Origin of the sequence: Exiguobacterium sp. s102 (assembly GCF_018618635.1) — a bacterium.
GTDB classification, from domain to species: Bacteria; Bacillota; Bacilli; order Exiguobacteriales; family Exiguobacteriaceae; genus Exiguobacterium_A; species Exiguobacterium_A oxidotolerans.
Map to the genome: position 1 here is coordinate 896,335 of NZ_JACSML010000001.1, position 18,175 is coordinate 914,509.

Genomic DNA, 18,175 nt, shown 5'->3' on the forward strand with positions numbered 1-18,175 from the left:
TTTTACTTCTTAGCCAAAAGTAGCTACCATTAAACTATACACCTAGCGGCTAACCGCAAGAGAGGATGAGTCGGTTGAACGAACAGTTATTTACAGCAGACCGTTTAGTAGCGAATTTCAAAGAGTATATTCGACAAAATGAGGCATATATGACAAAGACACAAGCATTGAATGCGTATTATAAAGTCGTTTCGGGCTCGATTCTTGCAGACCGAATCGCGAAGAACGCCGATTTGATTGTTCGGATGCGTCACTTAGAGGAAGCGTATCAGAGAGTTTCGCAGGAAGGACGATGAATAATCCCGTATTCGATCAAATCAAAGATGTATTCAAATCGACAAGGGACAGCCTTCCGCGGCAAGCAGCAGCAGTTCTTGTCCCGTTAGTCGAACGCGACGGGGAAATCTGCCTCCTCTTTCAAGTGCGGGCAAAAACGTTACGTTCGCAACCCGGAGAGATTTCTTTTCCGGGTGGACGAATCGATGTCGGAGAACAACCGAAAGAAGCGGCAATCCGGGAAACGCGAGAAGAACTCAATGTGACAGTGGAAGAAATTGAAGTCATCGGGACGTTAGAACCGCTCGTGACACCGAACCGCTCCATCATCTATCCATACGTCGGAATCATACAAGCGAATCAAATTGATCCCTCTCCGGATGAAGTCGATCATATTTTTTATGTCCCGTTAAACGCACTGTTGAACGCGCGTCCGATTGAAGGAGAGATGGAATGGCGAATTCGCCCGGGGAAAGCGGTTCCGACAAGTCGGATGGCGAATCGGGAAGCTTATCTTGATCGGACGTACAAAGTCGTCGAACATTTTTATGAGCATGAGGACTACTTGATTTGGGGATTGACGGCAAAGATTCTTCGCCAAGTGTTGAGTATGATTTCACGATACTAGCTTTTTTGTGAGTTCTTTTATATGATTAGTACTATCTGAACGTGTCAGGAGATGATTGAGATGGAAGAAACAGAAGAGTTATTTGATTATATCGTGGGCGATATGGTCAAAACGAAAGAAGGATGGGTCGCGGAAGTTACGGCTGTATTAACAAATACGGTTGTCGGTGATCTCTCGCATACAAAAAACTTTGAATCACTTGGATTCGAATTTGAAAAACAAGTTCTCCTCAAATCAGAGATTGAATTGTTAGAACGTAAAACAAAATAACACGGGACCCGACAACATATTGTCGGGTTTTTTGTTTGATTGAACCACCTCCACTTCGCTTAGAGGTGGAGGCTTCCTGAGCTATTCAATCTATCGGTCGAAAATTGATCAGGCTAACCCCGTCGTCCCGACGGTGGACCGTTTATCTTGCCCGAAGACGATTCATCTCCTATTTACACGAGGAGTTCACCCTGAACGTTTAGAAGTGGGAGATGAATCGTCTGATTTTGAATAAATATTCAAAGCGTGGATGAAAAGTTATAAACAAATCAGTCATTTGATCGCTGAATCGATTGGATGACCTCAATTTTAAGAATAAATTAACAGAATTTCATGAACAATCGTAATCATTACAAAGACGTTACAAGAATAAAAAGATGACAGAACGGTAACAATCATAGAAATGGCTTGATATCAACGATAAGAGCATATTTTGAAAGCGTGTAACCATTTCGTTACTTTTTGACAGATATATTTCAAATGACCTTTTAGGGTTTTCATCCGCAAATTCATCATGGTAAGGTGTTCGAGCCGTTAAAGGCCGGAAAGGTTGTTTTGAAAGATGAAACTAAAACAGATCGTACTTACAATCATTTTTACTTTTACAGGACTTATTCTTTTACCACATATGCATACGGAAGCCGCACAAATTGGAATCGGGACGGAAAAGAAAATCGTCCAAAATCCGCTCCAGATGAAACGAGAGGCTATTCGATTGGAAAAAGAGAAGCAAGCAGCAAAACGAGCTGAAGAACAGGCGAAACAACGTGCTGCAGAACAGGCAGCGCAACAAGAACGTGAACGCCAGGCGAAAGCCGAGCAGGAAGCAAAGCAAAAAAAGGAAACATTAGAAAAGGCAGAAGCACAGAAAAAACAACAAGCACAAGACGAAGCGAAACGTAAACAACAGGAAAATCAAAAAGAAGCGGCATCGACTGTCGAACCAAAAAAAGTAGCTGCCAAAAATGAAACTGGTGGGCGCCAAGAGACATTTGAAACGACGGCTTATACGAATGATGCAGCGCTGAATGGTTCATATGATGGAAAAGTTTTAACGGCTTCAGGCTATGATGTTACACATACGATTCATTTTGAAGGCCGACGGATTGTTGCGGTTGATCCAAACGTCATCCCCCTCGGTACGAAAGTGCATGTTGAAGGATTTGGAGATGCGATTGCTCTCGATACGGGAGGCGTCATCCATGGGAAAATCATGGATTTAATGATGGAAACGGAACAAGAAGCAATCAACTGGGGCCGACGTTCGGTCCAAGTTACGATTTACGAATAAGACTAAAAGAGTCATCTCGACCGAACGTTTCGGTCGAGATGGCTCTTTTTTAATGAAACTGCTAAAAAATCAGGTTTTGGAAACACTGATTAAGGGGAATTTTACAAAGATAATAAAACAAATAGGAAACGGAGGGATCATCTGTGATTGAATTTAAAGAAGTCGGAAAAACTTATGCCGACGGAACAAAAGCGGTCCAAAATTTGAATTTTACAGTGGAAGAAGGCGAAATCTTTTGTTTGATTGGTCCATCTGGTTGTGGAAAGACGACGACGATGAAGATGGTCAACCGATTGATTGATCATACAGCAGGTCAGATATGGATTAATGGAGAGCCGATCATGTCGATTGATGAACATGAACTTCGCCGGAAAATCGGCTATGTTCTGCAACAAATTGCACTTTTTCCCCATATGACGATTGAAGAAAATGTCGCTGTCGTTCCGCAGTTGTTAAAGTGGGACAAGAAAAAAGTTGCGAAGCGCGTCGACACATTATTCGAGTTGACGGGTCTTAATGAAAATTTAAAAAAGAAATATCCAAGTGAACTATCGGGTGGACAACAACAACGCGTCGGCGTCATGCGTGCGCTCGCTGCAGAGCAAGATGTCATTCTGATGGATGAACCATTTTCAGCCCTTGATCCGATTTCTCGAGACCAACTTCAAAATGACTTGATTCGATTGAACGGTGAACTCGGTAAAACGATTTTGTTCGTCACCCATGACATGAATGAAGCGTTGAAGCTCGGCAGTCGCATCTGCTTGATGAACGAGGGCGAAATCGTATTTATCGGAACAAAAGAGGAAGTCTTAGCGAGTGACGATCCCTTCATCAAAGAGTTCATGGGACAAGTCAGGGGGACGATATGATGAACGGTTTAGTCGAAACGTTTCAAAATCGAAAAGAAGAGTTACTGCAGGCATTAATCGAACATATTCAACTTTCGGTCATTTCGTTATTAATCGCATGTTTGATTGCCATTCCTTTAGGCGTTTACTTATCACGAAATAAAAAAATTAGTGAATGGTCGATTGGTGTGACATCCGTCATCCAAACGATTCCTTCTCTCGCACTACTCGGACTGATGATTCCGCTTGTTGGAATCGGCACACTCCCGTCTGTCATTGCACTTGTTCTATATGCTCTTTTACCAATCGTCCGTAACACGTTTACGGGATTAGCAGAAGTCGACCCTTCAATTAAAGAAGCGGCCCGTGCCTGCGGAATGACACCGACGCAAAGTTTGTTGAAGGTTGAGTTACCGCTCGCTTTACCGGTCATGATGGCTGGTGTTCGGACAGCGATGGTTCTTATCATCGGGACGGCGACGATTGCTGCTTTGATTGGGGCAGGGGGACTCGGATCGATCATCTTGCTCGGAATCGACCGAAATGATAACAATCTCTTATTATTAGGAGCTATCCCGGCAGCCTTACTCGCGTTATTGTTCGATTTTTTATTACGTCAGACGGAAGTCGCCACAAAAAAACGGCAAACGAGCCGGATGGTCGTCGCCCTGGCCTTGATTGCGACACTGATTATCACGCCGTTCGCACTCGGACGGACGGAACAACCTGACTTGGTCGTCGCCGGGAAATTAGGGGTCGAACCAGAAATCTTAATGAACATGTATAAAATCGTCATCGAGGATGAAACGGACTTAAACGTCCAAGTCAAACCGAACTTCGGAAAGACGACGTTCGTCTATAAAGCCTTGCAATCGGGTGATATCGATCTGTACCCGGAATTCACAGGGACGGTCCTTGCTAGCTTAACGAATGAAAAACCGGTCTCAAATGATGCACAAGCGGTTTACGAGCAAGCACGAGATGGATTGGTCAAACAGGACCTCGCGCTTTTACCGCCGATGGACTACAATAACACCTACGCCATCGCAGTTCCGAAAAAAATCGCGGAACGGTATGACTTAAAAACGATTTCCGACATCAAGCGGGTTGCGAGTCAATTAACGGCAGGCTTCACGTTAGAGTTTAAAGATCGTCAAGATGGTTACAAAGGGATTCAAGAAAAATATGGTGTCAATTTTAAAGAAGTCGTGACGATGGAACCGAAATTACGATACAAGGCAATCGAATCAGGAGACATCGAAGTCATCGATGCCTATTCGACCGATCCGGAAATCGCGAAATATGACATGGTCGTCTTGAAAGACGATCAACAACTGTTCCCTCCGTATGAAGGGGCACCTCTGTTGCGCCAAGAGACGCTTGATGAGTACCCGGAAGTCGGGCAAGCATTAAAGAAATTAGATGGAAAAATCACGGATGAAGAAATGTCTAAAATGAATGAAGAAGTCGCCTATGGTGGTAAAACTGCCAACGAAGTGGCAAATAATTATTTGAAGAAAGAAGGAATCATTCAATGAAACTATTGATGATTAGTAACCCTTCCGCCGGGACGAACCGGAGTGGTCTTCTAGAAGATGTTATTAGTCCACTTGCGGAACAATTCAATGAAATCGTCATTAAGCAAACGAGTCGGGCAGGAGATGCACAGGAGTTTGCAGAAGAAGCGGGAGACTTCGATGCCCTTGTCGTCCTCGGTGGAGATGGAACCGTATTTGAAGTCATTAATGGATTAGCTAAACTGGAGACGCGTCCGATTCTTGGCATCGTGCCAGGGGGAACGTGTAACGATTTTGCACGGACACTCGGTTTACCGATGGTGCCGCGTCTTGCTGCAGAGATGATTGCGACCCAACAAATCGTCGAAGTCGATCTTGGACAAGTCAACGATACGTACTTCCTTAACTTTTTGGGTCTCGGATTAATTGCTGAAGCATCAATTGGCATTGATACAGAAGAAAAAGTCCGACTTGGGAAAATGGGGTATTATCTGTCAACCATCCGCTCAAGCTTGGATGCAAAACCGTTTGCCTACGAACTTGAATTAAATGAAGGGCAAAAAATGACAGGAGAAGCCGTTTTGATTTTAGCAGCGAATGGCGAGTCGCTTGGGGGGATTGAAACGAATCTTTCGAACGGTGCATACAATGATGGGAAACTGGATTTAGTGATTGTCGATGAAGTCAACTTAGCGACAATCCGTGACGTGATCCTTCAAAAAATCGGACTGGCAAACGACCCATCTTTCACGCACATCTTAACGAGTGGTTTTACCTTAAAAACGGATTCTCCAAAAGTCATCGATACGGATGGTGAGAAGGCGCTGAACTCGCCTGTCGAGGTGAAGGTCTTACCGGAATTCTTAAAAATGTACGCTGGACAAAATCGTAAACTAAATCGAACTTAACAAGATTGTATCAGGAGAGACAAAAAAGATTCGAAGAAGAATCCATGTCTCTCCTTTTTTAGTGTATAAGCTTTTTGTTTTAATACAAACATGCGAATATGCGGTTATGCTTTGACGCTTTAAAGAAAATGTTTGATAAAGGATGACTTCTTGATTTAACTTTTGTACAATAAGGAAGTATTTTTGAAAAGGAGGTGGAGTACCATGAAAAGCAATGCATGGGCTTCAAAAGTTGGGTTTATCTTAGCAGCAGCAGGATCAGCGATTGGACTCGGTGCGATATGGAAGTTTCCATATACGACAGGAACGAATGGTGGAGGCGCTTTTTTACTACTATTTTTAGTGTTCACCTTGCTCCTCGGTCTCCCGGTATTGATTGCAGAATTTTTAATCGGTCGAACGAGTGGAAAAACGGCGTTGCGCGCTTTCGAAGAGTTGGGTCATAAGAAATTCACCTTTATTGGCGTGTTAGGTGTCATCACCTGTTTCTTACTCTTATCCTTTTACAGCGTCATCGGGGGATGGGTATTAATTTATACGGTTCTTGGTTTTTCCGGAAATTTGACTTCCATGAGTGGGGATCAGTTAGGAGAACTCTTCGGAATGATATCCGCCTCTCCACTCTATGCGATTTTAGGCCAAGTCGTATTCCTCATCATTACGGGATTAATCGTCTTGCGAGGTGTTCAGTCGGGAATTGAAAAAATGAGTAAAATCTTGATGCCATTATTATTCCTTTGTTTCATTATATTAGTGAGTCGGTCATTGACCCTTGAAGGTGCAAGTGAAGGGGTTCGTTTCTTCATCGAACCGGATTTCTCAGCGCTGAACCGGACATCGGTCCTGAGTGCGCTCGGACAAGCCTTCTTTTCATTATCGCTCGGCGTCTCCGCAATGTTGACGTATGCCTCGTATATGAAAGAGCGTGGTCAAATCAATCGGTCAGCAGGATGGATCGTCTCTTTAAACATCGTCGTGTCACTACTAGCCGGATTCGCGATCTTCCCAGCGGTCTTCGCTTCAGGTCTTGATCCTGCTGAAGGTCCTTCACTCTTATTCATCGTGTTACCAACAGTATTCAGCCAAGTCCAATTTGGAACAGTCTTCTTAACGTTGTTTTTCTTACTCTTTGCTTTCGCGTCGATCACTTCTTCAATCGCGATGCTAGAAGTTGTGGTTTCATCGATTACTGATCGAAAAGAAGATGCGACCGTCCAAAATAAGAAACGTAATACCATTATTACGACAATCCTTGTCGCAATAGTAGGTGTTCCATCAGCACTCTCCTTTGGAGTCGCGAGCGACATCATGTGGTTCGATAAGACAATTTTTGATTGGATGGATTTCCTCGTATCGAATATTTTGATGCCAATCGGTGCACTCTTGATTTCAATATTTGCTGGATTTAAACTTGATCGGGCGATTGTCGAACGTGAGCTAGCGACAGGTCCCCTGTTAAAACGAATGATTCCATTTTGGCGCTTTAGTGTATGCTACTTGAGTCCGCTCGCCATTTTAATCATTCTGATTTGGCCACTCGTATTCTCTTGAATGTTTGATTGAATCAGAATATGATCACGAGCACTAGCTTTCGTTTTGATTAACGGAAGCTAGTTTTTTTGATGAAAGTGATTTTTGAATAATCGAAAAATCTTATGCGTATATGTTACTCGTGAAAAGTAAAAAGTAAAAAGAAAAAAGTAGATGCAATCCATTCAGCATCGTACATCTAGAGACGGATGCGGCCGGTGAAAGATTATGGTGAAATAAAGAGTAGAGAGGACTAACATTTATCGAAAACGGGAAACTTTTTGTTAAGACATCCGTAATGGTAAGATATAAGAAACAGTAGATTCATTCATGACACAAATAGATGGAGTCAATAGAAAGAGGGGATGACATGAAATCTTCTACATGGTGGATTTTCGGATCGATTGGTTTGATGTTCGTATTTCTTCAGATAGCAGATACGTTAAACTTTTCCGGAATCTTCGTAGCGCTCGGTTTATGGTTCATTTGGAGCGGTTACCGGGCGAAACCCGGGAAGCGGTACCGGACAGAACGAAAATCAACAGAGATAAAACGACAAAATGTCAAAAAGAAATTGTTACTCGATGATGATGATCAATTTGTCGGAAGCGTCATCTTAAAGCCTGAACAAGCGACGCGCAGATTTGATGAAACGGATGATTTGGAGTTGCAAGTCTTGCAACGGACCGTCGAAGAAGGTTTCGTAAAGTTACAGGCATTCGATGGCATTATCCCATCGATCCGAGACAGCGAAGTACGTTCAGATATGCGAGTCGTCTCGCGCGAAGCACATGTGTTATTTGAAGAATTATTTAATGCACCACGTGAAGTAAAAAAAGTACGCGACTTCTTCACGTTTTATCTCGATTCCTTATTATCGATTTCAGAAAAATTCGCAGATTTAGAACGACGTGGGGCTCAAGTGCAATTTGATACACGCGAACAACTGCAAGCGAACTTGAAGATGATTGCTCAAAAATTAAAACAACACCAATCCTTGTTGTTAGAAGGAGATACGGTCGACTTAGAGCGTGAACTTTTAACGATTGAAAAAGTTTTGGCACAAGAATCGGAACAAAGAAAACAGGAGGAGAGTTATAAACATGACCCATTCTGATAACAATTCATGGCAAGAGTGGCCGGACGAATCCAAAACAGAGGAACAGGCACAACCAACGATTTCTGATCCATCAGTTGACCTGAATCTTGCGGAAACACCAAAACACCGGACGCCAGTTCGTCCGGTTGAAGAAATGATTCCAAGTGACGTTCCAGCTGAACAGCGTCAAAAAATCGAACGTTTACTTCAAGTGATTGATTTGAATAAATCCGATGCCGTCATGCAATTCGGAGCACCGGTTCAACGGGAACTCTCGCAATTTTCAGATCAAGTGTTAAGCGAAGTCAAAATGAAAGATGGTGGCGACGCCGGAAAACTGTTGTCGGATTTAATGCAACGTGTCCGTCAAATGGACCCGGATTCGTTACAAGAAAAGAAAAGCTTTTGGTCAAACGTTCCCGTCATCGGACGGGCGAAGAAAAAAGCGGAGACCTACTTCTTACAATATGAAAAGATGAGTGCTTATTTAGAAGAGGTCGTTCATAATTTAGATCGTTCGAAGTTTGGCTTAATGAAAGACATTACGTTACTTGATCAAATGTATCAAAAAAATCGACGTTACTTCGAGGAACTAAATCTTTACATCGCAGCGGGTGAGACGAAGATTGCACACGTCAGAGAAAATGAGATCGAACCGCTTCGGACAGAAGTCGAGGTTTCACGTGACCAGACGAAACTACAAGAATTAAATGATTTGATTCAATTGACGGACCGGTTCGAGAAAAAAATTCACGACTTAAAGTTATCACGTACGATCAGTCTTCAAATGGCACCGCAAATCCGTGTCATTCAGCAGAATAACCAGATTCTTGCTGAAAAAATTGAATCTGCAGTCGTCAATACGATTCCACTTTGGAAAAACCAAGTCGTCCTCTCACTCAGTCTGTCTAGGCAAAAGAGTGCTTTGCAGATGCAAAAGGATGTTACAAATACGACGAATCAATTGCTCGAACAAAATTCACGTCTCTTAAAAGATTCATCGATTGAAATCGCAGAAGAGAATGAAAAAGGAATCGTATCGGTCGAATCGTTAAAAGTTGCGCATCAAAATTTAATCGAGACGCTTGATGAGACACTGCGGATTCAACAAGATGGGAAGCAGAAACGTCGCGATGCAGAGCATGAGTTAGAGCGGATGGAAAATGAATTAAAACAAAAAGTCATTGAAGTCGCTTCGAAAAGTCGCGAATTACCAAATCAACGATACTAAGGGACACGTTTACGTGTTCCTTCGTATTGTTTAAGGAGTGAACGTTATGGATCCGAAACAAGAGAAATGGGATACGACCTGGTTACTGTTTGCCCAGATGATGGCAGAACGTCATTCGAAATGTGCCTCGAAGTCTGTCGCATGCGTCATCGTCAAGGATGAAAAGCCAATTTCGATTGGAATCAATGGAACACCGAGTCAGCATGTGAACTGCAACGAAATTTTTTTAAAGCAACACGGGGTTTTCTATAAATCAATCAATGAAAATGTGTTGGAATCTGATACTACTATACATAATGGCGAAGTTTTTTATCGTTGTAATAACCAACAAGAACATCATGAATGGTCAAAGCAACATGAAATTCATGCGGAGATTAATGCGTTAGGAAAACTTGCTGCGGATTCGACGAGTGCGCGTCATGCGACGGCTTATGTCACGCATAGTCCGTGTCACGCATGTAGTTTAGCTTTAATCGCTTCAAAAATTGATCGCGTCGTCTATACGACGGGTTATGAATACGGCGATGGATTAAACTTGATGCGCCAAAGCGGGATTGAAGTCGTACATTTGCCATTAACAGAACAATATTTTCTTGAGAAAATTTTAGATAAAGGCTTGTAAACGCTTCCATTGCATTGTATGATGAAATCAAGCATTGCCATGGTAATTATTCACTCTTCCATTCGGGTTGATTTCTAACGAGATCAACCCACTTTTTTTGAAAATCAATTGACAGAACCTCCAATATCTGTGATGATGATTATAGAATATGACGAAGCGGAATGCCGCATTTTCATAATATACACCTTTCAAGGAGCTGGAATGCCAGGTCGTTGAAAAAAAGTCCTGACTCACTCGAGTCAGGACTTTTTTAATGAGAGTAGGTGACGCGGGTTGACTCTTGTAGTCGACGTGCCCGAATCGAACACTTTTGTGCTGCTGCACCACACAGAACACGTTGTAGCCGTTGGCAAATGATATCGACTTGTGTCTGATGGAGAAAAAGTTTTTGGATGAGACGCGCGAAGATGGCATCGTATGAAGACAATTGTCTTTTGATTGCATTTGGTGTCATACTGTTCAGTTCTGCGGTGCTAAATCCCGCATCACTACTGAAAGCGGACAAGACGAGTAACTTGACGAGGTCGGATTGAACGTCGAGTCCGGCATGCTGTACTTGAATACAACATAAGTGGAGCTCCTGTTCGATTAAAGCCTGTAAAGGTGATTCATCTTTAGCCGTTATGCCATAGGCGACGACGGCCTGCCTCAGTTGAGCACGTGTTGCTGGATCGACTGTATCTCGCGCTGTGCGCATCACGACATCATAACTTGAAGAGAGTGAGCGAAGCATCATGAAAGTCCTCCTTAATTGGAAGTATTGTACATATGCATTCATCATAGCTGATTAAGTAAACGCTTACAATCATTCTTTTGTTTTGTACAGGTGGTGAGCGACTTTGATATGATGGACAATAGAGATGAGAGGAGTGATTCGGAAATGATTCGCTTATTTAAAGCAATTCCAGAGCAACAGATGCCACCTTACCTTGGGGATGAATTTGTGGTTGACGTATCAAATGCGTCAGGCGGCTTTTTGATTGAACGTCACGTTCCGGGAGAACAAATCGAAGAGACACTTTTAGTCGCTTCTGCGGAAATCAGAACGAGTCAGACAGGGCGTGAATGGTTACAGTTTACATTCAATTCATCGAGTGGTTCTTGTAAAGGAAAACAATGGTTGAATCAAGGAACGGCGGAAGAGGCGATGCGTCCTTATCTAGAGACGCGGATCGTCCACGTTACTGCCAAGGTCGAGGAATATCCCGTCGACTCAGGCAATAAGTCGTTGACTGTTCAACGCGTCAAGGCCGTCCATGATGTCGCTGGAACGACATTGTTACCTCAGATGCCGATGGAAGAGTCTGCGAGCGATTACCGGGATCAATTGATTGGCCTAGTCGAGCAAATGCAACAACCTTACCGCCAGATTGCCCTGCGTTGTCTAAACTTGTATTGGGATGATTTTTCGACGAGACCAGCGGCATTGTTCCATCACCATGCCTATATTGGTGGGTTGATGAAGCACACTGCTTGTATGATGACGATCGCGGCAGGAATCTGTCAATCGGAGCGACCTTATTTGACGTTACTCAAGTGTATTCAAGAAGCAGAAGCTGATCATAAAAACGATTTATTTCAAGCTCCTGAGCGAGCGACACGTCAATTTGCCTGGGACGACAGCTTCGATTCTCTTTATCAGGCGGCACGGTCGATTACGCTTCTCGATCAAGAACCGAATCAGGATGAACTCTTGTTAGGTGTCTTGTTGCATGACATCGGAAAGATTTGGGAGTATAATCATCTCGGCGCAACACCAAGTCGCTTCACGGACTTACTGCAAGTCGATGCGGCAGAGGAAACGTTATCCGGTATTGCGATTGATCCGCTTGGAAGTCTAGTCGGACATATGCCATACGGCTGTTTTGTGTTCGAACGCGCGTTGCGTGACGAGGCACTCCGGATTCCGTTAGACATGCATCATCGGATGATGCATCTCATCTTATCGCATCATGGAAAAAAAGAATGGGGTTCAAGTGTCACGCCACAAACAACGGAATCCTGGTATTTGCATGCGATTGATTTACTCGACGCACGAAAAGAGAAATGGCGAACGGCACAACTGCTGTAAGGAGTGAAAGTTATGCAAGAACGAATTAAAACGACATTGATTACGGGTTTTTTAGGAGCGGGAAAAACGACACTGTTGAATCATATTGTCTCCCATCCGACCGAAAAGGTGGCGCTGCTCGTCAATGAGGTAGGATCAGTCCATATCGATGAAGCTTTGATTGAACGAAGTGACGAAGAGATGATTGAATTGACGAATGGATGCATCTGCTGTTCGATTCGTGGCGATTTACGAGAGGCGTTATTACGGATTGCTAAAAAACGACGCTCAGGTGAGATGGTATTCAATCGTTTATTGATTGAAACGACAGGAATTGCTGATCCGGGCCCAATCCTCCAAACATTCTACTTTGAACCGGCAATTGAACAACAATATCAACTCTCGAGCGTCATCACGGTCGTCGACGCGTACCATCTCGAACGAGAATTGACGTTTGAAGAGAATGTCAGACAAATTGGCTTTGCCGATGTTTTGTTACTGAATAAAGTGGATTTGGTACCGGATGCTGCACGAACCGACATCATCGCCCGGCTCGAAGTCTTGAATCCGACGGCACATATCATTCCGACAGTCGAGTCACGTGTCGAGGTAGCAAATTTATTTGAAACGTTCCATTTTCCAAAAGCGGAAGAAGAACGTTTATTACAACAAGATGATCGCTTCGAACGAGCGGCAGATTCGTTCACGGCATTGACGATTACGGAAGTGCAGCCGTTGAATCGGAATCGTTTCGGTGCCGTTTTGCGTGAAGTACTCGAAGCCTATGCGGAAGATTTATACCGCTATAAAGGAATCATTCATTTCGCGGATACGGATCAAAAGACGATTCTTCAAGGCACCGGAATGATTTACGGAACAGCAGTACGTGGAATGTTCGAGCAAGAGAAACAAACGACGCTAGTTTTCATCGGAAAAAATTTAGATGAACAAGCAATCCGAAAAGGTGTAAAGGCGGCGATTGAACATGGTTGAAATGTATTTTGATGGGGCTGTTCGGCCATCGAATGATGACGCGACGGTAGGAATCTTCTGTAAGAATTCCGCAGGAGAAGTCATCGAACGAACGTTTCGGATTACCGCGGTCAACAATCATGAAGCGGAATTCCAGGCGTTTGCACGAGCGGTCGAATTAGCGGAAGAGTTATTGAACGCAGGAGAAAGTGTCTTTTCGTTCCGGACGGACTCGGAAGCAGTTTCGTTAGCGGTCGAACGCGAGTTTGCCAAGAACAAGCGCATTCAAGTTTATTTTGATCCGGCATTCGAACGGTATTCACAATTACCACTGGCATTCGTCAAGTGGATTCCGCGGTCTGAAAATAAAGCGGACCGTGTGGCACGTGAAGCATTAAATGAGTTTTAATTTAAAAACGACCTGTTTGTCCGAGTAACTCGGTGCAATCAGGTCGTTTTTCTGATATTACAAATCAGGAGCGGCTTTTTCGATTAAGACTTGATCGATGCGACGTCCATCCAAATCAACGACTTCAAAACGATAATCGGCGATCATGACGTGACTGCCACGCTGTGGAAATTCGCCGAGTGTATATAAAATCAGTCCAGCTACCGTATGATACGCATTCTGGACTTCACCCGGGAGTGGTGTCGTCAAACCGAGCGTTCGTTTCAAATCATCGATATGCAACAATCCGTCTGCTAAATAGGAGCCATCACTTCGCATGATCAGCTCTGGTTCTTCCTCGATCGTTGAAATTTCTCCGACGAAGGCTTCCAATATATCAAATAATGTTATCATTCCTAAAAAACCACCGTATTCATCGAGGACAAAGGCAATCGAGACGGTTTCTTTCCGCATCCGCTCGAGTAAGTCTGTTGCTTTAAGCTGTCGAGGGACAATAAGCGGTGTCTGGATGTAGCGTTCAATCGTCAAGGCGGGAGTATCGGATGCTAAGACTTCTTTCGCATCGATATAGCCCACAAAATGATCCAAATCATCGTGTCCGACGGGCAAATTCCGGTGCTTCGCCCGACGTAAATCATTTAAGATTTGTTCAGGTGAATCGTTTAAATCAATCCACTCCGTGACGGTCCGGGGTTCCATTAATTCATAGGCGTATTGATCGTGGAACGCAAAGACACGAGAGACTTGTTCGGCTTCCGAATCTGCAAAGATTCCTTCCTGAGCACCACGAATCAACAACTGTTTCACTTCATCTTCTGTCTCATCTTCGCTTTCGAGACGATCGAGGCCAATCAATCGGAAAATGCCACTCGTCGACTTACTCAAAATGTAGATGAACGGACGAAGGAGTGTTGAAAAAAAACGCATCGGTTGGGCGAGCCACATCGTGACACGTTCCGGACTGACGAGAGCAATCCGTTTCGGGACTAATTCACCGATGACAAGTGAAATATACGTGATGATTGTGACGACGAAAATATATCCGAGCGTACTGGCATAGGCTTCAAGCCAAGAAAATTGACCGAGCCAGCGGATGACAGGTTGCGATAAAGCAGCGCCGCCGAACGCGCCGTTGACGATTCCAATCAAAGTGATGCCGACTTGGACCGTCGATAGTAAATCCGTCGGACGATCTAAAAAATCAAGTGCAATTTGGGCTGATTTTTTTCCTTCATCCGCATACTGTTGCAGTTTCTGGCGTTTTGAAGACAACAGCGCAAGTTCGGTCATTGCAAAAATCCCGTTTGCGACGATTAAAAGTAAGACAATCGTCAGATTGATAAACCACATACTGCATTCACTCCTTTTCGATTAACAAACTATTCCCCAAACAACGCTCTATCATTCCCATTCAACGTTTTTTCCGTTAAACTGATAAGGTGTAAGATGAAAAAAAGGGGGAAACAACAATGGAATATCGTTTAGAGCGAGACACGATGGGGGAAATTCGTGTTTTGGGTTCAAAGGAATGGGGCGCACAAACACAACGGAGTTTAGAGAACTTTAAAATCGGTACAGAAAAGATGCCAATCGAAATTATTCGTGCCTTTGCCGTCTTAAAAAAAGGCGCAGCGTTAGCCAATCGAGACCTCGGTGTACTCGACCGTGAAAAGGCAGACGTGATTGCAGAAGTTTGTGACGAGATCATCGCGGGGCAATTCGATGAGGAGTTTCCACTGGTCGTGTGGCAGACGGGGTCCGGCACACAATCGAACATGAACGTCAACGAAGTGATTGCACGCGTTGGGACACGTAAGTTACAAGAACGTGGCAGCGACTTGACGATTCATCCGAATGATGACGTCAATAAATCACAAAGTTCAAATGATACATATCCGACGGCCATGCACATCGCAGCCAAAACGGTCGTCATTGATGACTTGTTCCCGGCGATTGAAGCCATTCATGCGACGCTTGACGAAAAAGCGAAGGCATTTTCTGACATCGTCAAGATTGGACGGACACATTTACAAGACGCGACACCGATTACACTCGGTCAGGAAATCAGCGGCTGGGTCCGAATGCTCGATTTATCGAAAAAAATGATTACGTTGACGCTTGATCCATTGACGGAACTCGCGATTGGAGGAACGGCTGTCGGGACAGGGATCAATGCGCACCCAGAGTTCGGGGACCGGGCTGCTGAAAAAATGAGTCAAGAGACAGGAAAAGCATTCGTCAGCGCTGAGAACAAATTTCATGCCTTGACGAGCCATGATCAGCTTGTCTTCGCGCATGGTGCCATTAAAGCGCTTGCGATGGACGCGATGAAAATCGCCAATGATGTCCGCTGGCTCGCGTCAGGTCCACGAGCAGGAATTGGTGAAATCACGATTCCTGAAAATGAGCCGGGTAGTTCAATCATGCCAGGGAAAGTCAATCCGACACAGAGTGAAGCGTTGACGATGGTCGCGGCACAAGTGCTTGGAAATGATGCGACGATTGGATTTGCTGCGAGCCAGGGAAACTTTGAGCTGAATGTCTTCAAACCGGTCATTATGTATAATTTCATTCAGTCCGTTCGTCTGTTGACGGACGCGCTCCATTCATTCAACGACCACTGCGCAGTTGGTATCGAGCCGGAGCGAGCAGTCATCGATGAAAATGTAGAGCGCTCGCTCATGCTCGTCACAGCCTTAAATCCACACATCGGGTATGAAAATGCAGCGAAGATTGCAAAAGCTGCACATAAGAATGGAACGACGTTAAAAGAAGCGGCATTGGCGACAGGATTATTGACAGAAGAACAATATGACTCCTGGATTGTTCCAGCCGATATGATTAGTCCGAATTTAAAGGCTTAATTTGAAAGTGAGGGTGCCTCCCTCGCTTTCTCTTCACTCGAAGCAACACTGCTTCGGTTGTAGAGAAAGAGGGGGAGGATGTTTTGAGAAATAAACAAATGCAGTTGGAGAAACAAATCAATCAGACGATTCTGATGGTAGAACGTTTATTGCGGATGGAATCCGTCCCGACAGCGGAATTACTAGTGTTCGCCAGTTGGCTTGAGCGGCTCGGTCAACAAGAAAGCATGGAGTTCTTTGCGCGACAAGCGACGCGGCTTGAACAAGAACTTCCTTCAGAAGAAAAGACGATTGGTCATGAGGTGGTAAAACTTCAATTACGACCTGTCATCGACTATTTATCTGCATATGGTCGTAAAAAAATGGTCCGAAAAGAATTAATCGTCTCAATCACGAAACGGTTTCTTGATAATGTCCAGTGGAAAAAGGCGTTAGAAAACGAACGTTACATGACCCGTTTTTTTGGATCAGTCGAAGATATGCTTGAGGTCGGTTACGATTTACCGACGGATGCATTGTTGATTGACTATGAACTTGTCCGGGCTTCAAAAAAGGTACAGCTAGATAAGTTAATCAAAAAATTAGAGGCGACGTTCACCCCTTTGATTATTATCGGAGAGGAAAATCAACAGACGCGTCAATATTGTTACCAGCTCGGAGCAGATGATTACTGGGATGAAACGGTGACGCTCATCGAACGACAAATCCGGTTGAAACGGCTACTACATAAGCTGCGAATTGTCTCATCTACGATTCTTGTTGATGAACTGACCGGGGCGTTCAATCGTAAATACTTACAGAATGCTTTTCAACGGCGTGTGTCACGCCTTGCGCGTGACGGTCAATTATTTGCACTGGCAATCTTTGATCTCGATCATTTTAAGCGGATTAACGATTTACACGGACATCCGACAGGGGATCTCGTGCTATCTGAGCTTGCATCTTTAACGAAACAAGCAATTCGCCAAGAGGATGAAATGATTCGATTTGGTGGAGAGGAATTCATGTTGCTCTTTAGTACAGAGCATGTGGAAGCTGCCTGTGTAACGATGGGGAAAGTTCGGGAACGAATCGAACGGCATACATTTCCTAACGGTCTAAAGGTCACCGTTTCAATCGGTGTAACGCTTGTCTCTCAACCATCGTTCGACCTTGAAGAGATGACATCCGAAGCAGATGAAGCACTTTATCAAGCTAAACGAAAAGGACGGAACCGTGTCGTGGCGTACTCGGTCGCAACGGAAAAAGAAAAGATTGAAGGCTTGATAAAAATTGACGGAATGCCTTTGCAGAACTTGAGTCAGCTTGACGTACCGGAGCATCCAAAATATCATTTCCGTGTGTTACCATACGAGGATCCGGCAGAGGCTGTAATGCAACTTAACTTTGTTCCGTTATCGATGATTGCGGAAGCGGATTTCCGTCTGCTCGATCAATGGAAACACGAACGCGAACATACGATTGAAACGATTGTTACTGTCATGGAGGAAAGTACGCTGCTTGGAGAAGCATTACAACGGGGGGTCGTCGATTACTGTCTACTTCCCCTCGAATCGAATCAAATCGAAGAACAGATTCGGCAATGGGTGCTTCGGTTATCATGATTCTTTCGATGTGATGGTTTGCGCACTATAAGTTGATGATTACGATATTTCCC

18 protein-coding genes are annotated in these 18,175 nt (G+C 44.1%); 16 read left to right on the plus strand and 2 right to left on the minus strand.

The features are described 5' to 3' along the window. Positions 1 to 65 precede the first annotated feature (65 nt). The 11 genes from yvfG (at position 66) to KNQ02_RS04430 (ending at position 10,223) form a co-directional block, all read left to right on the plus strand. Entirely contained in the window at positions 66 to 296 is a 231-nt protein-coding gene (gene yvfG, locus KNQ02_RS04380; RefSeq protein WP_236549972.1) for a protein YvfG, read from the plus strand. Continuing rightward, positions 293 to 904, plus strand: a complete 612-nt coding sequence (locus KNQ02_RS04385; protein WP_214768558.1) for an NUDIX hydrolase — start codon at positions 293 to 295, stop codon at positions 902 to 904. Before yvfG ends, KNQ02_RS04385 begins: the two co-directional genes overlap by 4 nt. 60 nt (positions 905 to 964) lie before the next feature. After that, entirely contained in the window at positions 965 to 1,174 is a 210-nt protein-coding gene (locus KNQ02_RS04390) for a hypothetical protein (RefSeq protein WP_029330566.1), read from the plus strand. Between the two features lie 562 nt (positions 1,175 to 1,736). Then, on the plus strand, positions 1,737 to 2,465 hold the full coding sequence (locus KNQ02_RS04395; RefSeq protein WP_088837298.1) for a 3D domain-containing protein: 729 nt from the start codon (positions 1,737 to 1,739) through the stop codon (positions 2,463 to 2,465). Between the two features lie 143 nt (positions 2,466 to 2,608). Continuing rightward, positions 2,609 to 3,337, plus strand: coding sequence for an ABC transporter ATP-binding protein (locus KNQ02_RS04400; protein ID WP_088837297.1), 729 nt, complete (start codon positions 2,609 to 2,611; stop codon positions 3,335 to 3,337). After that, positions 3,337 to 4,854, plus strand: coding sequence for an ABC transporter permease/substrate-binding protein (locus tag KNQ02_RS04405; RefSeq protein ID WP_029330560.1), 1,518 nt, complete (start codon positions 3,337 to 3,339; stop codon positions 4,852 to 4,854). Before KNQ02_RS04400 ends, KNQ02_RS04405 begins: the two co-directional genes overlap by 1 nt. Next, complete coding sequence (locus KNQ02_RS04410; protein WP_214804460.1) at positions 4,851 to 5,741, plus strand: diacylglycerol/lipid kinase family protein; 891 nt, start codon at positions 4,851 to 4,853, stop codon at positions 5,739 to 5,741. The genes KNQ02_RS04405 and KNQ02_RS04410 overlap by 4 nt, the downstream gene beginning before the upstream one ends. A gap of 204 nt (positions 5,742 to 5,945) precedes the next feature. Further along, positions 5,946 to 7,292, plus strand: a complete 1,347-nt coding sequence (locus KNQ02_RS04415) for a sodium-dependent transporter (RefSeq protein ID WP_214807352.1) — start codon at positions 5,946 to 5,948, stop codon at positions 7,290 to 7,292. A gap of 349 nt (positions 7,293 to 7,641) precedes the next feature. Continuing rightward, on the plus strand, positions 7,642 to 8,388 hold the full coding sequence (locus KNQ02_RS04420) for a 5-bromo-4-chloroindolyl phosphate hydrolysis family protein (RefSeq protein ID WP_214807353.1): 747 nt from the start codon (positions 7,642 to 7,644) through the stop codon (positions 8,386 to 8,388). Beyond that, positions 8,375 to 9,601: a toxic anion resistance protein gene (locus KNQ02_RS04425; protein WP_051667285.1), complete on the plus strand. Its 1,227-nt coding sequence runs from the start codon at positions 8,375 to 8,377 to the stop codon at positions 9,599 to 9,601. Before KNQ02_RS04420 ends, KNQ02_RS04425 begins: the two co-directional genes overlap by 14 nt. Positions 9,602 to 9,647: 46 nt before the next feature. Next, positions 9,648 to 10,223, plus strand: a complete 576-nt coding sequence (locus KNQ02_RS04430; protein WP_088837293.1) for a deoxycytidylate deaminase — start codon at positions 9,648 to 9,650, stop codon at positions 10,221 to 10,223. 250 nt (positions 10,224 to 10,473) lie between these two features. Here KNQ02_RS04430 and KNQ02_RS04435 read toward each other — a convergent pair whose 3' ends face one another. Beyond that, complete coding sequence (locus KNQ02_RS04435; RefSeq protein ID WP_088837292.1) at positions 10,474 to 10,959, minus strand: hypothetical protein; 486 nt, start codon at positions 10,957 to 10,959, stop codon at positions 10,474 to 10,476. Between the two features lie 144 nt (positions 10,960 to 11,103). Between KNQ02_RS04435 and KNQ02_RS04440 the strand changes: the two genes are divergently transcribed. From KNQ02_RS04440 to KNQ02_RS04450, 3 genes are read left to right on the plus strand one after another with little or no spacing between them, the layout of a single operon-like run. After that, positions 11,104 to 12,294, plus strand: coding sequence for an HD domain-containing protein (locus KNQ02_RS04440; protein ID WP_214765095.1), 1,191 nt, complete (start codon positions 11,104 to 11,106; stop codon positions 12,292 to 12,294). A 12-nt stretch (positions 12,295 to 12,306) separates the two neighbouring features. After that, positions 12,307 to 13,266 (plus strand): CobW family GTP-binding protein, encoded by a 960-nt coding sequence (locus tag KNQ02_RS04445; protein ID WP_214765094.1) that lies wholly within the window; start codon positions 12,307 to 12,309, stop codon positions 13,264 to 13,266. After that, positions 13,259 to 13,654, plus strand: coding sequence for a ribonuclease HI family protein (locus KNQ02_RS04450; RefSeq protein WP_029330538.1), 396 nt, complete (start codon positions 13,259 to 13,261; stop codon positions 13,652 to 13,654). Before KNQ02_RS04445 ends, KNQ02_RS04450 begins: the two co-directional genes overlap by 8 nt. 57 nt (positions 13,655 to 13,711) lie before the next feature. On the opposite strand, the gene KNQ02_RS04455 is transcribed toward KNQ02_RS04450, so the two are convergent. Further along, the gene (locus KNQ02_RS04455) at positions 13,712 to 15,004 is read right to left on the minus strand and encodes a hemolysin family protein (protein WP_214765092.1); all 1,293 of its coding nucleotides are present in this window, start codon (positions 15,002 to 15,004) and stop codon (positions 13,712 to 13,714) included. Positions 15,005 to 15,123: 119 nt separating this feature from the next. Between KNQ02_RS04455 and fumC the strand changes: the two genes are divergently transcribed. Both fumC and KNQ02_RS04465 read left to right on the plus strand, forming a co-directional pair. Further along, positions 15,124 to 16,518, plus strand: a complete 1,395-nt coding sequence (gene fumC, locus KNQ02_RS04460) for a class II fumarate hydratase (protein ID WP_214807354.1) — start codon at positions 15,124 to 15,126, stop codon at positions 16,516 to 16,518. Between the two features lie 83 nt (positions 16,519 to 16,601). Continuing rightward, the gene (locus KNQ02_RS04465) at positions 16,602 to 18,122 is read left to right on the plus strand and encodes a GGDEF domain-containing protein (RefSeq protein ID WP_088837287.1); all 1,521 of its coding nucleotides are present in this window, start codon (positions 16,602 to 16,604) and stop codon (positions 18,120 to 18,122) included. Positions 18,123 to 18,175: the final 53 nt, after the last annotated feature.

Bases quoted from the DNA above. Each gene is read 5' to 3' on its own strand.
- KNQ02_RS04450 (WP_029330538.1), top strand. From the start codon at position 13,259: ATGGTTGAAATGTATTTTGATGGGGCTGTTCGGCCATCGAATGATGAC.
- KNQ02_RS04385 (WP_214768558.1), top strand. From the start codon at position 293: ATGAATAATCCCGTATTCGATCAAATCAAAGATGTATTCAAATCGACA.
- KNQ02_RS04445 (WP_214765094.1), top strand. From the start codon at position 12,307: ATGCAAGAACGAATTAAAACGACATTGATTACGGGTTTTTTAGGAGCG.
- KNQ02_RS04405 (WP_029330560.1), top strand. From the start codon at position 3,337: ATGAACGGTTTAGTCGAAACGTTTCAAAATCGAAAAGAAGAGTTACTG.
- KNQ02_RS04410 (WP_214804460.1), top strand. From the start codon at position 4,851: ATGAAACTATTGATGATTAGTAACCCTTCCGCCGGGACGAACCGGAGT.
- KNQ02_RS04440 (WP_214765095.1), top strand. From the start codon at position 11,104: ATGATTCGCTTATTTAAAGCAATTCCAGAGCAACAGATGCCACCTTAC.
- KNQ02_RS04455 (WP_214765092.1), bottom strand. From the start codon at position 15,004: ATGTGGTTTATCAATCTGACGATTGTCTTACTTTTAATCGTCGCAAAC.
- KNQ02_RS04425 (WP_051667285.1), top strand. From the start codon at position 8,375: ATGACCCATTCTGATAACAATTCATGGCAAGAGTGGCCGGACGAATCC.
- KNQ02_RS04430 (WP_088837293.1), top strand. From the start codon at position 9,648: ATGGATCCGAAACAAGAGAAATGGGATACGACCTGGTTACTGTTTGCC.
- KNQ02_RS04415 (WP_214807352.1), top strand. From the start codon at position 5,946: ATGAAAAGCAATGCATGGGCTTCAAAAGTTGGGTTTATCTTAGCAGCA.
- yvfG (WP_236549972.1), top strand. From the start codon at position 66: ATGAGTCGGTTGAACGAACAGTTATTTACAGCAGACCGTTTAGTAGCG.
- KNQ02_RS04395 (WP_088837298.1), top strand. From the start codon at position 1,737: ATGAAACTAAAACAGATCGTACTTACAATCATTTTTACTTTTACAGGA.
- KNQ02_RS04435 (WP_088837292.1), bottom strand. From the start codon at position 10,959: ATGATGCTTCGCTCACTCTCTTCAAGTTATGATGTCGTGATGCGCACA.
- KNQ02_RS04420 (WP_214807353.1), top strand. From the start codon at position 7,642: ATGAAATCTTCTACATGGTGGATTTTCGGATCGATTGGTTTGATGTTC.
- fumC (WP_214807354.1), top strand. From the start codon at position 15,124: ATGGAATATCGTTTAGAGCGAGACACGATGGGGGAAATTCGTGTTTTG.
- KNQ02_RS04390 (WP_029330566.1), top strand. From the start codon at position 965: ATGGAAGAAACAGAAGAGTTATTTGATTATATCGTGGGCGATATGGTC.